Below are 15,104 nucleotides of genomic sequence, written 5' to 3'. Positions count from 1 at the left end.
TGCCAACGATATTTACTGTCCGGCTTGTTTTATCAAAATAAGCAGCGACGGCGGCACAGACTACAGCGAGGGCGCGAAAATATGGAACAATATTTTGTTTGGTGCCGGAGGCATGTACCAGTAGGATATTGTATACGATTTCAACGTTTATACCGGGACCGGCGCTATCCCCGACGATCCTTATTCAATCACAGCGGATCCGTTATTCGTGGCTCCGGGGCAAGGCGGAGATTGGAAGACAGGTCTCGACGGATACCATCTGAAGCCGGAGTCGCCGGCGCTGAACGCCGGCAAAGCAGTACCGGGCAACAGCGCAAAGATTTCTGGGGCAATCCGTTGTACTACGGGCAGCCCGATATCGGCGCTTTTGAATACCAGGCAGCCGACAATAAACCGCCGGGCGGAGCCGCCGGCCAGAGGCCGACAAACCTGGTGCTGAACCCCGATTTTGAAATTGCAACTACAGGCACTGTGCCCTGGTCTTATGGCTATGGGGACGCGGCTTCTCCATTTTCTTTTACGACAGAGCAAAACCATACGGCAAACGGCATCCAATCCATGAAGCTGTCGGGCAAGGGTGGCTATAGAGGAATCAGGCAGGGTATCAGTGTAAAACAAAACACGGATTACATATTTTCCCTTTATGCCAAAACGAACAAAAACGGGGATTCCACGAAAGTAGTCGTATTCAAAGTGCTGGATACGGCGGAGAAAACGATAGGGCAGACGATTATCGGAAACAGCGGCGATTGGAAGTTATTCACGATAAAAGTGAACAGCGGCAGTCTTACGCGTTGCGAATAGCGCGGTGCTGGACGGAGGCATAACAGGCTATTTCGATGCTTTCAGTGCTGCTCCGCGGATTCTGTGGCCTCGGTGTGGCCTGACGGAAGCCTGCCACGGCAGCGAATGTGGGCCCCGCGTCGCTTACTTTAAACTGGCCCACAGCAGCGGACAATGTAGGCGTCGCTCAGTACCGGATTTATGCGGAAGGGCGTTGGCTCGCCACCGAAGCGGGAAATGTGTACGCTTGCGATGTATCCGGACTTGCGGAAAACACGAATTACACGTTCAAAGTAACGGCTGGCGACAGCGCCGGGAATTGGAGCGCAACCGGTTTGACTGCATCGGTAAGAACGGCGGATGCGACTCCGCCAACCGCTGCCATTACCTACAGCAGCATTGCTCTGACAAGCGGCAGCGTGATTGCGACGATGACGCCGAGTGAGCCTGTAACAATTACAAACAACGGGGGTTCAAACAGCTATACGTTTTTGTATAACGGCAGCTATAAGGTGAACATGAACATGTGGTGGGGCAACAACGGCGCCGAATATCGTCTGTATGAAAATGGCGTGCTCATCGATACGCAGACGCTGACCGATCAAACGCCGCAGGCGCAGAGGCATCAGTGACGACGATTGCGAACAAGCAGCCCGACACCTATAAATATCGGGCCGAGCTGGTCAACTATGCTGGAGTCGCCTCCAGCGAACGGGTGATCGTACAAGTGAAAGGATAGCGGCCTGAGTAAATCGCTGTAAGCGCTAACAGCATTGCAGGCACTGCGTTAATATTGCACAAAAAGCCTTGATGATCAAGGCTTTTTGCTTTTTTTGCGGTCGCGATTGCAGTTGGCTTTTAAAAAAGAAGAATTCTGAAGAATGATGTCGAATCTGTGATATAGTAAATGTTGGATGGATTCTTTTGAAAGGATGAAGAGTGTTATGCCCGATAATCCTTTTCCAATTAGTGCCCTCTATTTTCTCATTGCCGTGTCCGGTTTATGCGTCATTTTAACGTATTGGTTGCATGCGAGAAAAGCGAGACTTTCGAAAGAATATCAAGATTTGTTTCTATCGTTACATAATAATGATTTGACGGCTATTTTTTCTTTTGATGCGGAAGGACGCATTACCCGAGCTAACGAAGTGGGATTGTCTGTGTTCGGATATGCTTTTGCTGAAATTGAAAATACCGATATAACGGATCTGTTCCGGTCCGACGCTGCTTTCCACGCGCGTTTAAAAGATATGGTTGCAAATCCGCGGCAGTATGCGGAAACAAGCAAGCGGCCGCTCTCCGCAGCGTGTACATGCAAGGACGGCAGGGTCATTTATTTAGACGTATCCGTCGTTTTCCGTTTGCAAATGGGGGGACATAAGGGAGGCTTTCTTCTCGCGCAAAATGTGACCGAGCAGAAAGTATCCGAGCAGTTGAAACACGAACAGGCTCAAATACTGGAGACGATCGTTCAAGGAACATGCATGAACGAGATCATGCACAGCATTGTATCGATCATCGAAAAGAATCATCAGAACCGGATTTGTTCGATTTTGCTCGTGGACGAGGAGACAAATACGCTGCATACGGCGTCGGCGCCTTCGCTTCCGGCGGCGTATACCGCTTTTATTAACGGAAGCCGCATTGCGTCTGATGTCGGTTCTTGCGGCAAAGCCGCATACTGCGGTGAAACGGTTATCGTGGAGGATATTGCAACCGATCCCTTATGGATCGGTTACAGCGAAATTGCGCTGGAGCACGACCTTCGCTCCTGCTGGTCTACGCCTATTTTTTCGCACAGCGGCAAAGTGCTGGGTACATTCGCGATGTACGCCGGAACGGTGTCCAGACCGGAGCTGCGCCATGTCGAGAGTCTAGAGGGCTATTCCAGGCTTGTGGGCATGGCAATTGACCATAAGCGATCGGAAGACAAGCTTAGGGAAAGCGAATTTCGGTACCAGCTGATCGCCGATAATATGTCCGATTTCATCTGTCTGCGCGATATAACAGGCAAGCTGACCTTTTTGTCCCCATCGTACCGGAAATTTACTCAGAATGAGCAAATCTCGATGCAATCTTTGATTCATGAAGAAGATTTGCCTAAACTTATCGATCACTATCAGAGAAGTATTCGCGAGCGCAAATCTCTTACGCTGGAAGCAAGAGTTTGGAGTGTGCAGGAAAATAGCTATGCATGGTTGGAGACCCATATCAACCCGATTATGAACGTCGAAGGCGAAATCGAGTATGTTATGTTCGTTTCCAGAGATATTACCGCCATTAAAAATTATGCTCATTCCTTGGAGCAAATGGTTTACTTCGATTCGTTGACGGGATTGCCCAACAGGCGGTTTATGACGTTGAAAGTGGCCGAGCAAATAAAGCGCGTTAAAGACCGGAAAGAGTCGTTTGCCCTGCTCTATTTGGACTGCGATCGGTTCAAAAATTTGAACGAATCGCTAGGTCATGAGGCTGGAGATTATTTTTTGCAGATGATGGGAGCCCGGCTTAAAGAATGTATGCTGGAGCAGGACACCGTTGCTCGCGTAGGGGGCGATAGTTTTATGCTGCTTCTGTCGGGCCTTCATGCGGAGGAGGAGGCTTTGCAGGTAGCCGACCGGCTGCTGAATGCCTTGCGGAAGCCTTGGGAAATTAACGGGGAGGTGTTTTACTTAACCTCCAGCATCGGTTTGGTTTATTACACGGGGCAAAGCGAGTCGGAAATGATGCAGCAGGCGGAGGTTGCCGGTTACAGCGTCAAGCGCTCTGGCAAAAACAATTTTAGAATTTATCAGCCATTTGCCGAAAGAACGGCGTCGTACAACTCGTTTTTGCTGGAAAAAAATCTTGCCGGCGCGTTGGGCCGGGGCGAGTTCGAAGTTTGGTACCAGGCCCAGGTGAACAACCAAACGGGGGAGATCGTCGGAGCAGAGGCGCTGCTGCGCTGGAACCATCCTCAGTGGGGGCTTATCTATCCCGGCGAATTCATACAATTGGCGGAAGATACGGGCCAAATCGTAGAGATCGGGTTATGGGTTTTGAAGTCGGCCTGCCTGCAAATGGTGGAATGGCAATCCAAAGGGCTGCCGAGGATGCATATTTGCGTCAATATTTCTCCGCGGCAGCTTCATGAGCCTGGATTTATTTCCGCGGTCCGGAGAGTGCTGGTGCAAACCGGGCTGGACCCCGGGCTTTTGTATCTGGAAATTACGGAAGGCATGCTGCTGCGGGACGATCCCGGAACGCTTGAGCTGCTGAATCAATTGTGCCAAACCGGCCTTCATCTATCGGTTGACGATTTTGGGACAGGTTATTCATCTTTGTCTTACATTAAAAGCTACCCAATTGATCTCATAAAAATCGACCGCTCTTTCATCCGGGATATTCCTCACGATTCCGATGATATCGCCATTATTAAAGCGATTATCGACATGTCGAAATCGATGGAAATTTCCGTGCTGGCGGAAGGGACGGAGAGCAGGGAGCAGGTTGAATGCTTGCGCGAGCTCGGCTGCGAAGTCGTGCAGGGCTATTTGTACGCCAAGCCGATGAACGCGGAAATTTTCCGGCATAAATACGCGGAAATAGCCGATTATGCCAGAGATATGGGAAAAAGCACCTTCTAACGGCGGTTAGAAAGGTGCTTTTTTTGCGTTGTGCCGGCTCTTATCTGGCGGCAATGGTTTCTATATCTTTGACGCCTTGATAGATCAAGTTGAACAGATCCTCGATTTGAGATTCGTCGATGCAGGAGAATGCGACGCGAAGGTCCGTTTCTCCGAGTGCGATCGTGCCAACGCCGTATTGCTCAATCAGGTGAGGGCGAAGCACTTTCGCATCGACGGTTTTCAAGTTCAGGCACATGAAGTAGCCGGAATTGAACGGATAGTAGCTCCATGCATCATCGAATTTGCCGCTGTCGAGGACGGCTTTGGTGCGGTTGGCGCGGCCTTTCATAATTTCGAATTTTTCCTGTTTTTGCTCGTTGAACTCAGGCGAATTCAGGGCGTGCAGCACGAACGTTTGCGACGGGTGCGGTCCGCTGGAAATCGTGGCGCGGATAATGCCCATCGTTTTTTGTTCCAGAGCGGCGAGAAGCGCATCGCTGCCGCCGGCGTAAGTGATGAAGCCTACGCGGAAGCCCCAGACGTATTCTTCTTTCGTCGCGCCGTCCACTTTGACCGCCAATACGCGCGGATGAAGACCGGCCAACTGTCCGAAGAGGGACTCGTGCAAGGAACCTTCGAAGAAAAGGCCGAAGTAAGCGTCGTCCGTCAACGCTACGACGTTAATGCCCGCCTCTGCGGCTTCGCGGATCGCTGCGGCGATTTCCCGGCCTTCCTGCGCATCAGGCGTGTACCCGGTCGGATTGTTCGGGAAGTTCAGAACGACGATGGCTTTGCCTTTCGACTGTTGAGCCAGCAAAGCGTCGCGCAGTCCCGCTGCGTTAAACCGGTTGTGCTCGTTATAGAGCGGGAAATTGACGATTGTCGCTCCGCGGCGGATTTCGAAAGTCAATTCGTAATTATCCCAGTTTTTGTCGGGAATGATAACGGCATCGCCCGCGTCCGCGAACAAATCGGCCGCGATGCTGAGCCCATGGGTAAGAGCGTTGGTGACGATCGGATTGCCGATCCGTTTGTCCGCGATGCTCGGATTTTCCTCGAGCATTTTTTTGCGCCAAGCGGCGCGCAGCTCCGGTTTGCCGGCAGGAGGAGCGTATTCATATATATCTTTTGGCGCGTAAGTGGAGAGGGTGTCTTGGATGACCTTCAAGTGCATAGGCTGTCCATTTTCAATGGCGATACCGATAGTAGCATTGTATTTCTTGGCTTTCGCCTTGGCTTCAGCGGATTGGCTGAGAATGCCTTCCTTCGGAAAGTAAATGGATTTGCCTAATGCCGAAAGCATGTCGTACACGTGAGAATTTTCACGTTCCAAGGTCTCGTTTAACTGTCGTGCCAGAGGATTCATAGGTTAGGGTCATTCCTTCCAATGAGCTTTTCATTTTTAGGAATTATTATATCATCTTCGAAAGGGAACGTCACGGCGTACGCCCATTTTTTTTGTTCAGAAAGTTTTCCAGCCGTTCTTTCACATCGGGCCACTCCCGATCAATGATGCTGAACATGACCGTATCGCGGATGTAACCGTCGTGCAGCACCCGATGCTGCCGCAAAACGCCTTCTTTGTGCGCGCCGAGCCTTGCTATGGCGGTCTGCGAACGAAGATTGCGAAGATCGGTCTTGATTTGCACCCGTACGGTGCCCAGCGCCTCAAAGCAGTGGCGGAGCAGCAAAAACTTGCATTCCGTATTTACGCGCGTCCGCCATACGCCGGGATGGTACCAGGTGTGGCCGATTTCCAGATGGCGGTGGGGCACGGAAATGTCAAACAGCCGCGTGCTGCCGACGAGCTTGTTCGTATCTTTATCAAAAACGCTGAAGGGAAGGCCGAGGCCCGCCTCCTGCTCTTGCAAGGCATGCTTGACGAAGCGCTGCAAACCGGCCGGCTCGAGCAGCGGTTCCATATAAGTCCAGATGGCCGGATCGCCCGCCGCTTCCGCGAGACCTGACAGGTGCGACAGTTCCAAAGGAAGGAGGATGACGCGCTCTCCTTCCAGGGTAAGAGGGGTGAGATTCATTTCATGTTCTCCTTGTCATTTGCGTTGGATTCGTTTGTAATAGAATAACGGACATATGGGTTCGTCAAAAGATCCATTTTATGCGATTTTTTATGTACCACTTTTCAGATAAAAGACAGGAGGGGCCGTATGGACTTTCATCTTCCTTTTGGTTCGTACCGGGACATGTACCCGAGTAAATATTTGGCTCTGTACCATGCTTTGCATGACGCGATCGTGCGGGGGGCGCTGGAACGGGATTCGAAGCTGCCGTCGACCAGGGAGCTTGCCGCCATGTACCGGATTTCGCGCGGGACGGTCAATCAGGTGTACGATATGCTGATTGCCGAAGGCTATTTGGAGGCGAAGGTCGGCAAAGGCACGTTTGTCGTCTACCAGGGCGGCACGGGCGAGCGCAAACCATCCCCTGGCAAGCCGCTGGAGCTATCGGGTTGGGCCAAGCGGCTCGAAACGGACGATGGGTGGCCCGGCGATCCGGCGGAAGACGGGCAAACGGGGGAAGTCGAGAGGGGGCGGAGCATCTCGTTTCAGTTCGGACAGGCGTCGCGCGCTTATTTTCCGCGGGAGCAGTGGAACCGCTGCGTGTATGAGCAGGTGCGGCGGATGACGGAATCGCCGCACGAGGAAGAGTATGCCGCGGAGGGGCATCGTGCGCTCCGCGAAGCGATCGCCCGGCACCTGCGGCGATCGCGGGGGATCGATGCGCCCGCGGAGCGCATCGTGATCGTGAACGGGTCGATGCAGGCGATCGCGCTGCTGACCCAGCTGCTCGTGGAGCCGGGCGATCCGGTCATCGTCGAGCGCCCGGGCTATTCCGGCGCCGTCCGCGCCGTGACGGCGGCCGGAGGCGTGCCCGTCCCGGCCGAGGTGGACGGGCAAGGGCTTGTGCCGCAGCCGTGGGACGCGAGGCTGCTGTTCGTCACGCCCANATTCCGGCGCCGTCCGCGCCGTGACGGCGGCCGGAGGCGTGCCCGTCCCGGCCGAGGTGGACGGGCAAGGGCTTGTGCCGCAGCCGTGGGACGCGAGGCTGCTGTTCGTCACGCCCAGCCGCCAGTTCCCGACGGGGGCTGTGCTGGGCCTTGAGCGCCGCCGGCAGCTGCTGCGGTGGGCGGCGGAGCAGGGCGCTGTCATCGTCGAAGACGACTATGACAGCGAATTCAGGCACCGCGGGCGGCCGATCGAGCCGCTCAAGGTGCTGGACCAGGAGGGCCGGGTGGTCTACATCGGCACCTTTTCCAAAACGATGCTGCAGAATCTGCGCATCGGTTACGCCGTGCTGCCGGAGGCGCTGCACGCCGCTTTTGCCGCCGCGAAGCGGCTGTTCGAGCCGCACCCTTCGGGGCTGCTCGAACAAAGATCGCTCGCCGCCTTCATGGCGAGCGGCGGGTACGAGCGTCACCTGCGCCGCATGCTGCGGGTGTACGCGGGCCAGTTCCTGCAGCTGCAGGCGCTGCTGCAGGAGCAGCTCTCCACCCCCTTCGAGTGGGTGGAGAGCGATGCGGGGCTGCATCTGTTCGGCTGGTGGCGGGGGGACCCCCGCGCCTATGCCCGCTATGTAGCCGAGTGCCGCCGCGCCGGCGTGTCGTGGAGCGACGCCGGCCGCTATGGGCTGCCCCCGGGGCGCGCGGGGGCATGCCTCGGATTCGCGCATCTCTCCGCGGAGGAGATGCGCCTTGGGGTGGAGCGGATGCGGCAGGTCTGGGCAGAAAGTTATATTAATTTTTAAATGATTTTGTCAAATTATGTCGGCATTTATGCCGGCATTCATGTATAATTTATTTCATACGATTTCAAAGATTTGCTAGTTTAGGAGAGTGGACAATGAGGATGAAAATGTTGTACCGCATGGCTCTTTTGGCTTCTTTGCTGGGTGCGCTGTTCATGCTGATGCCCGTGGCCGGCTTTGCCCGCTTGCCGGGCGCGGGGGACATTGCTCAGCATTTAACAGAAGTATCTCCCGGCGCCAGAATCCAGTATGGGGATTACAACTGGAAGTTGACCGACCCGGCCAGCGGGGAGCTGCTTTTGAGCGAGGTCAGCAGTTCAAGGCAGCGCGTGTGGGGAAGCCAGGCTTTGTTTAACCCCGGCACAGCCGGCTCCGTTGCGGAATACTTGAATACCGATTTTTACAACAACTTGTTCACTTATTCCGGTACGCCCGAACAGCTTGCCTGGATTCAAAATTACAACTGGCCGACGACCGATAACAATCCGAACATGACCGTGCAAGCGAAAGTCGGGCTTTTGTCCAAAGACCGCTTTTTGGCGATCAAAGATTCACTCCTTGGCGGAGAAGTTTCGGAAACTTTTCCGTACAGGGGCAATTGGTATTTGATGACTGCCTCCGTTACGGGAAGCGTCTACTATGTGAGTCCGTATAAAAGTTTGCTGGAGACGTCGGCTCTGAACGAGGCGATGATCGTCCGCCCGGTTATTCATGTGAATCCGGATTTATTTGCGCTTTCGGACGGTGACGGAGGTTACAAGCTTGCGGCTTCCATTCCCATGCCCGAACATTTGAGCGATGCGAGCCGCGGCGCCATCGTCAAATTTGCCGATAAGGACTGGATTGTGACCAACCCTGAAAGGGGCGAGCTGCTCTTGAAAGACAGCTTGGGCGCAATGCCCTGGGAAAGGCAATCAGGCGGCGGCGGTATTTATCAGTGGGAGCAGGCAGGCGATCTTCTGGAATTTAAACAAAGCGTGCCGGGAACGGTCGCTTATTATGTAAACCACGATTTCTACGAAAGTTTGGGGGCTAACAAAAAGTGGATCGTTCCCTACGAGTTTGACAATACCCCGTTGAAATACGAGGGGGGCGACAATCCTTACGCGGAGTACGATTCGAACTACGAATCCCATAGTGTGACGGCGAACGTGGGACTTTTATCTTTTGACAAGTATGAGGAATTAAGGGATAGGGGCGTCAGGCTGTACTACGGCACAGAGAACAAACCTTGGTGGCTGATGAATCCTATTCATGGAAGCTCTTACGTGTATTGGTACATAGCAGGCGTATACGACGGCATGGAGCGCATTTACTTTTATCCGATGGATCACGACGTGCGGCCTGTCATTCATTTGAAAGAAGGGTTTACGGTGCTTTCGGGAATCGGTTCGGAGGCCGAGCCTTATCTGATTATGGAACCGGCAGGGGATACGAACGGGGACAATCGGCTTGGCATCGAAGACATTCTTGCCATGATTTTAAAATACGGCGGGTCGCTGAGCCAGGCACAAATAAAAAGCTTGCTTGAAAAAATAGCTCCGATCTATGTGTCCGGTTCCTAACGATTCCGGCTGCATATATTGGTTTCAGCGTCGAAACGGACGGGACTTTTGTTCGAAGGAAGCAATTATGCTATGATTGTAAAGTTCAATGGCAATCAAAATTCGCATAGGAGTGATCCTTTTTATGGCGGGGCTGAATGGTGGCGGCACCAGTATCATTGTGCGTCTGGAAATGCACAAGGAACAGGTGACTTTTGGTAAAGTTGCAACAGCGATCGGAGACGCCGGCGGCGATATCGTGGCAATTGACGTGACCCGGGCTAGCAAAACGACGACAACGCGCGATATTACGGTAAAAGTTAGCGATCCGCAGCAAACGGACAACATTGTAAATGCGTTAAAAAGTCTTCCCGGCGTGCAGCTCGTCAACATTTCCGATCAGACGTTTCTGATGCATCTTGGCGGCAAAATTGAAGTGAGTCCGAAAATGCCGATCAAAAACCGGGACGACCTGTCCCGCGTGTATACGCCGGGTGTCGCCCGGGTCTGTATGGCTATCCACGAAGATCCTGCAAAGGCGCATTCTTTGACGATTAAACGGAATACGGTTGCCGTCGTATCGGACGGGACGGCTGTGCTCGGACTTGGCAATATCGGCCCTGAAGCGGCGATGCCGGTCATGGAGGGCAAGGCGATGCTGTTCAAACAGATGGCGGGCGTCGATGCTTTCCCGATCTGCCTGGATACGCAGGATACCGAAGAAATCATTCGCACCGTAAAAGCGATCGCTCCTGCTTTCGGCGGGATAAATTTGGAGGATATATCTTCTCCGAGATGTTTTGAAATTGAGAACCGGCTTATTGAAGAACTCGACATTCCGGTGTTCCACGACGATCAGCACGGAACGGCGGTCGTTCTGCTGGCGGGTCTGCTCAACGCGGTCAAATTGACCGGAAAACGGCTGGAGGACTGCAAAGTGGTCGTTACAGGCATTGGAGCCGCAGGGATTGCCTGCACGAAAATGCTGCTGGCCGCAGGCGTCACGAACGTGATCGGCGTCGACCGTCAGGGAGCGCTCGTGCGCGGTGAAAGTTACGCCAGCGAGGCGTGGGAATGGTACGCGCAAAATACGAATCCTCATCAGCAGCGGGGCGCTTTGAAGGACGTTATTTCCGGGGCTGATATTTTTATCGGGCTGTCGGGTCCCGGCGTTTTAAAAGTCGAAGACGTAAAGCAAATGGCGGCAGATCCGATCGTGTTCGCCATGGCCAATCCGACTCCGGAGATTACGCCGGAGGAAGCGGAGCCTTACGTCCGCGTTATGGCGACAGGGCGTTCGGATTATCCGAACCAGATCAACAACGTGCTCTGTTTTCCGGGCATGTTCCGCGGCGTGCTGGATTGCCGGGCTTCCCGTATTACCCAGGAAATGAAGCTGGCCGCGGCCAAGGCGATCGCTTCCGTCGTGAGCGACGACGAGCTGAACGAATACTACATCATTCCGAGCGTGTTCAATTCGGCCGTGGTGGAAAAAGTGCGCGAAGCGGTCATGGAAGCGGCCTACGAGTCGGGCGTGGCCAGACGCAAAAGCGCCCGCGAGCAGGAAGCGCATCACGAATAAACCAAAAAACCTTGTACGTCGAGCGCTGCGTTATGAAACGCGGGCTTCGCCGGACAAGGTTTTTTTGCGTGGAGCGGGCGGCGGTTATGCCGCGCTTTCTTCCGTCCATTCCTTCAGCTTGCGGTCCGAAGGGAGCAGGAAGGTCAGGATGCCGATCAGCGGCAGGAAGGCGCACAGTTCCATCACGCGGGTCGTGCCGAGCGTATCGCACAGATTGCCGAGGACGACGCTGCCGATCCCGCCCATCCCGAAGGCAAGCCCGGTCACTAGACCGGACACGGTGCCTACTTTGCCGGGATACAGCATTTGCGCGTAGACGACGGTCACGGAAAAGCTCGAAAGCAAAATGAAGCCGATGATGAGGAGAATGATATAAGACCATGTGTAGCCGACGTGCGGCAAAAGCAGGGCAAACGGCGCCGATCCGAGCATGGAGAAGAAAATGATATTTCTTCGGCCGAACCGGTCGGCCAGCGGCCCGCCGAAAAACGTTCCGACAGCTCCCGCGGCAAGGAAGAGGAAAATGAAATCCTGCGCGCGGTCTATGGACATTCCGTATTTATCCTGCAGGAAAAATGCGAAATACCCGCTCATCGCCGCTCCGTACCAGGAACGGACAAAGACGAGAAAAATCAGGATGCAGATCGCAAACAACACCTGCTTGCGCCGCTGCGGATTGACTTTGCTTTTGACGGCTTGCTTGACTTTCGCAGGGGCGTCCCGCAATACGGATTTGTACCAGCTTGCGATGTACATTTGCACGACGATCGCTAGCGCCGCGACGCCGGTGAACCAGATCGAGCCGAACAGGCCGAGCGGAATGAAAATCCATTTGGTCATAACGGGAGCCAAAGACTGCCCTGCATTGCCGCCGACCTGAAAAATCGATTGGGCCAAGCCTTTGCGGTCTCCGGCCGCCATATGGGAGACGCGCGATCCTTCGGGATGAAAGGCCGCCGAACCCAGACCGACCAGACAGACGGCCAGCAGCACGGCCCAGTAAGCGGGCGCAAAGGCGAGCAGCAGCATGCCCATCAGCGTGGAGGCCATACCGATGGGCAGCATGTAGGGAGAAGGTTTGCGATCCGTATATAGGCCCACAACGGGCTGCATGATCGATGCCGTAAAGTTGATGGCGAACTGTACCCATCCGACCTGGGTGTAGCTTAAGCCCATCTCACTTTTTAAAATAGGAAAGATGGCGGGTATAACGGATTGAATCGAATCGTTCAGCAAATGCACAAGACCTATCGCAAACAAAATGCGGTATACGGTCGGTTTGACATCTCCTGTATTATGCAGCCGCTGCGAGCCGGGTTTCGGAGACGCAGTTGTCGATGAAGCCATGTTCTCTCCACTCCTTTCGGGCGCCCGGCCGTTTATTTATGTAGGAAGATGCCGAGCGATTCTCCCATATTCACCTTGCTGTCCACCTGTAGATCCGCGCGAGGCCGGAACATGCCTTGTTCGAGCAGCAGCACGACCGTCGAGCCGAATTCGAAATAGGCGAGCTCTTGTCCGCGCTCCAGATGGCTCGGCAGCGGTTCGGCATATCGAATGCTGCTGACGTTCAGCGCTCCGACTTTGACGACGGCCACTTCGCCGGCTTCGTGCCTGATGAAAGTAATCAGCCTCTCGTTGCGGCTGAGCACTCTGCGCATGTGGCGCAGGCCGAACTCGTTCACCGGGTATACTTTGCCGGGCACATGCTCCTTCTCCAGCACTTCTCCGGTCACAGGGGAATGAATGCGGTGATAGTCGGTAGGGCTTAAATAAAGAACGAAATAAAAGCCGTTCCGGTAGTTTACCGTCCGCGGAGAGCGATTCAGCAGTTCGTCGATCGTATAATCCTGACCTTTTACGTTCACGATCAAGCCGTCCTTGATGTCGCCTATGCCTGTAATCTTCGCATCGACCGGACTTACGAGGCGGGTGGTGTCTTCATCGACGGGCCGCAGTCCGGGCTTCAGCCTTCTGGTGAAAAAATCGTTCAAAGAAGCGTATTCCTTCATATGCTTCTCGGCGTCCTCGATGCGAATTCCGTACGTTTGGGCAAATCGCGGAATGAACAGCCTGCTCGCTTTGGATTTGGCAAAAGCTCCGGTCAACTGCGACACCCATTTGCGTGACGACAGCTCCGTTAGCAATCGGAAAAACGGTTTGGACATAGATGAATGGCTCCTGTTCTTTCAATCGTTGTTAGGTTCTTCGATTATCTTGCCACAGAATGCAAGAAGAAGCAATTGCTCTTCCAGCTATTTCTAATTTTAAAAGCCGTTGACCGAGCGTCATGGATGGCGCAGCCGGTTGCTTAAAAGCGATCGACCGTTCACCGTCGCAGACGGCGCAACCGGTTTCGGTGGAGTTTGGTTGACATGGTGTGTATGGTGTGTGTGGCGTGGGCGTGGGCGTGAAAAGCCTGCGGAAGGGTGACCCGCCCGCCGCCTAGAGCAGGTGTATCGTGTGCGACGCGGAGAAAAGCTGCAAAAGCCCCGTGGCGCTGTGGGCGGCAACCATGAAGATGAAAATCGTGCATCGCTAGTGCAGCGTCAGCTCTGAAAATGTGGGTGATCGTTTGATAGTTTCAGAGCTTTAAGTATGTACGGTTTCCTGTTAATCCACCGATTTAGATCTGGCTGCATTTGCTCGGAGGCCTGCCTGCCTCGAAAAATGCCTGCAATCGTGTGGTTTTTTGCGGATATTCGGGGCTCAGCCCCATCATGACAGGAGACATCATGCACTATTGCAGGCTTTTCCTCAAACCAATCGTTTCCGTCGAAAAAACTACACGTGCGCAGGCTGCCTAGACTCACACGCCTGAGCCGGTCGCACAATCTGTCCGGTTGCACGAAGAAAACCTGCAAAAATACAGTTTTTGCTCGATGGAAACGCCGGCAGCGAAAAATTCCTGCAAATGTGCAGGCTTTTCGCCGCGAGCAGGGGCTTAGGTTCGTTTTCATCGAAAATTCCTGCACAATTGCAGGCTTTTCCCAAAAACGACCCGGTTTCCCGGAAAAAACCTGCACTTTCGCAGGTTTTCCCCCTGCCAAGCCGCCTTGTCCCCTCCACTTCAGCACCGCAACCCGTGCAATAGAGGCGCGGGTTGGGGAAGAGCGGCTGTGCCCTTCTAGTTTCTCTAACCCACCAGCCTGACTTTCACAAATTTTTTATGCGTTTATAGAGACACGTCTCTCCAATGTACGCTTTCCTACTACCTGACTTTCGCAGGTTTTCAACATGTTCAAAGAGATGCGTCTCTTCAATGCACGTTTTCCACTAGCCTGACTTTCGGACCGACCGCCGTCATGCAGCGAAACACCGCGCGCTGCCAGACATTGCATTTACGAAGCGTTTCGCAACCGGCTCGGACTGTCATTAGGCGGCAAAATGAAAAATTTTCATTCGCTCCTGCCCTTGCGGCTGCTCTCTAGAAAATTGACTAGGTTTAGAGAAAAGTTTGTTCATGATGGGTTTGAGCATAGGTTTTTATGGCGAGAATTGTATATTCGCAGGAACAGTTCAAGCAGCGACAGGCTTTACAGGAAATGAAGCGAAGGGCTTCGCTGTTTTTAGAAAAACGCTGCATTTGCGAATTTACAGGCATTCCTCGCTTTTGTCGCAACACCGCGCGGGCGGTGTTGTGCTGCATGTCGGTGCAGGCCGGAATTATTTCATTCGGGTGACGTCTATGACGGCATGGGAGTTTGCAAGTTTTGCAGCGGCATACAGCAATTCGGTCTGCAACTTACTACTAAACAGCAGCGTCAATATGGTGGTGGCGAGCATTCCATTATCTTGAAATCCGATCCAAGAAGAAGGTGTTGC

Annotated in this window: 12 protein-coding genes; 8 read left to right on the top strand and 4 right to left on the bottom strand. The window is 53.8% G+C overall.

Annotated features, from left to right (window positions below):
• Positions 1 to 231 precede the first annotated feature (231 nt).
• From AC0LWT_RS07805 to AC0LWT_RS07795, 3 genes are all read left to right on the top strand, one after another.
• Positions 232 to 804, top strand: a complete 573-nt coding sequence (locus tag AC0LWT_RS07805) for a carbohydrate binding domain-containing protein (RefSeq protein WP_474680662.1) — start codon at positions 232 to 234, stop codon at positions 802 to 804.
• Positions 805 to 911: 107 nt separating this feature from the next.
• Positions 912 to 1,415 carry a fibronectin type III domain-containing protein gene (locus AC0LWT_RS07800; protein WP_474680661.1) on the top strand — a complete coding sequence of 168 codons (504 nt, stop codon included), beginning with the start codon at positions 912 to 914 and terminating at the stop codon, positions 1,413 to 1,415.
• A gap of 312 nt (positions 1,416 to 1,727) precedes the next feature.
• Positions 1,728 to 4,409 (top strand): bifunctional diguanylate cyclase/phosphodiesterase, encoded by a 2,682-nt coding sequence (locus AC0LWT_RS07795; RefSeq protein WP_474680660.1) that lies wholly within the window; start codon positions 1,728 to 1,730, stop codon positions 4,407 to 4,409.
• 40 nt (positions 4,410 to 4,449) lie between these two features.
• Here the strand turns inward: AC0LWT_RS07795 and AC0LWT_RS07790 are convergent, their stop codons facing one another.
• Positions 4,450 to 5,757, bottom strand: coding sequence for an aminotransferase class I/II-fold pyridoxal phosphate-dependent enzyme (locus tag AC0LWT_RS07790; protein ID WP_474680659.1), 1,308 nt, complete (start codon positions 5,755 to 5,757; stop codon positions 4,450 to 4,452).
• Between the two features lie 70 nt (positions 5,758 to 5,827).
• Positions 5,828 to 6,427: a GNAT family N-acetyltransferase gene (locus AC0LWT_RS07785; protein ID WP_474680658.1), complete on the bottom strand. Its 600-nt coding sequence runs from the start codon at positions 6,425 to 6,427 to the stop codon at positions 5,828 to 5,830.
• A 129-nt stretch (positions 6,428 to 6,556) separates the two neighbouring features.
• Between AC0LWT_RS07785 and AC0LWT_RS07780 the strand changes: the two genes are divergently transcribed.
• The 4 genes from AC0LWT_RS07780 to AC0LWT_RS07765 all read left to right on the top strand — a co-directional run bounded on the left by AC0LWT_RS07780 (position 6,557) and on the right by AC0LWT_RS07765 (position 11,279).
• Positions 6,557 to 7,510, top strand: a complete 954-nt coding sequence (locus AC0LWT_RS07780; protein ID WP_474680657.1) for an aminotransferase-like domain-containing protein — start codon at positions 6,557 to 6,559, stop codon at positions 7,508 to 7,510.
• Positions 7,431 to 8,153, top strand: coding sequence for an aminotransferase-like domain-containing protein (locus AC0LWT_RS07775; RefSeq protein WP_474680656.1), 723 nt, complete (start codon positions 7,431 to 7,433; stop codon positions 8,151 to 8,153). The genes AC0LWT_RS07780 and AC0LWT_RS07775 overlap by 80 nt, the downstream gene beginning before the upstream one ends.
• 95 nt (positions 8,154 to 8,248) lie before the next feature.
• Entirely contained in the window at positions 8,249 to 9,718 is a 1,470-nt protein-coding gene (locus tag AC0LWT_RS07770; protein WP_474680655.1) for a hypothetical protein, read from the top strand.
• A 124-nt stretch (positions 9,719 to 9,842) separates the two neighbouring features.
• A complete protein-coding gene (locus tag AC0LWT_RS07765) occupies positions 9,843 to 11,279 on the top strand; it encodes an NAD-dependent malic enzyme (RefSeq protein ID WP_474680654.1) in 1,437 nt (478 codons plus the stop codon).
• An 84-nt stretch (positions 11,280 to 11,363) separates the two neighbouring features.
• On the opposite strand, the gene AC0LWT_RS07760 is transcribed toward AC0LWT_RS07765, so the two are convergent.
• Complete coding sequence (locus AC0LWT_RS07760) at positions 11,364 to 12,626, bottom strand: MFS transporter (protein WP_474680653.1); 1,263 nt, start codon at positions 12,624 to 12,626, stop codon at positions 11,364 to 11,366.
• A gap of 32 nt (positions 12,627 to 12,658) precedes the next feature.
• A complete protein-coding gene (gene asd / locus AC0LWT_RS07755; RefSeq protein ID WP_474680652.1) occupies positions 12,659 to 13,447 on the bottom strand; it encodes an archaetidylserine decarboxylase in 789 nt (262 codons plus the stop codon).
• 1,295 nt (positions 13,448 to 14,742) lie between these two features.
• Between asd and AC0LWT_RS07750 the strand changes: the two genes are divergently transcribed.
• On the top strand, positions 14,743 to 15,078 hold the full coding sequence (locus AC0LWT_RS07750) for a hypothetical protein (RefSeq protein WP_474680651.1): 336 nt from the start codon (positions 14,743 to 14,745) through the stop codon (positions 15,076 to 15,078).
• The last annotated feature ends 26 nt before the right edge of the window (positions 15,079 to 15,104 follow it).

It is taken from the genome of Paenibacillus sp. sgz302164 (assembly GCF_056120505.1).
The sequence above is the reverse complement of the archived record's forward strand: the minus strand, read 5'-3'. Positions and strand labels throughout refer to the sequence as shown.

Excerpts from the sequence above, each read along its gene's own strand:
- AC0LWT_RS07795 (WP_474680660.1), top strand. The coding sequence starts at position 1,728 with ATGCCCGATAATCCTTTTCCAATTAGTGCCCTCTATTTTCTCATTGCC.
- AC0LWT_RS07790 (WP_474680659.1), bottom strand. The coding sequence starts at position 5,757 with ATGAATCCTCTGGCACGACAGTTAAACGAGACCTTGGAACGTGAAAAT.
- AC0LWT_RS07785 (WP_474680658.1), bottom strand. The coding sequence starts at position 6,427 with ATGAATCTCACCCCTCTTACCCTGGAAGGAGAGCGCGTCATCCTCCTT.
- AC0LWT_RS07770 (WP_474680655.1), top strand. The coding sequence starts at position 8,249 with ATGAGGATGAAAATGTTGTACCGCATGGCTCTTTTGGCTTCTTTGCTG.
- AC0LWT_RS07765 (WP_474680654.1), top strand. The coding sequence starts at position 9,843 with ATGGCGGGGCTGAATGGTGGCGGCACCAGTATCATTGTGCGTCTGGAA.
- AC0LWT_RS07760 (WP_474680653.1), bottom strand. The coding sequence starts at position 12,626 with ATGGCTTCATCGACAACTGCGTCTCCGAAACCCGGCTCGCAGCGGCTG.
- asd (WP_474680652.1), bottom strand. The coding sequence starts at position 13,447 with ATGTCCAAACCGTTTTTCCGATTGCTAACGGAGCTGTCGTCACGCAAA.
- AC0LWT_RS07750 (WP_474680651.1), top strand. The coding sequence starts at position 14,743 with ATGATGGGTTTGAGCATAGGTTTTTATGGCGAGAATTGTATATTCGCA.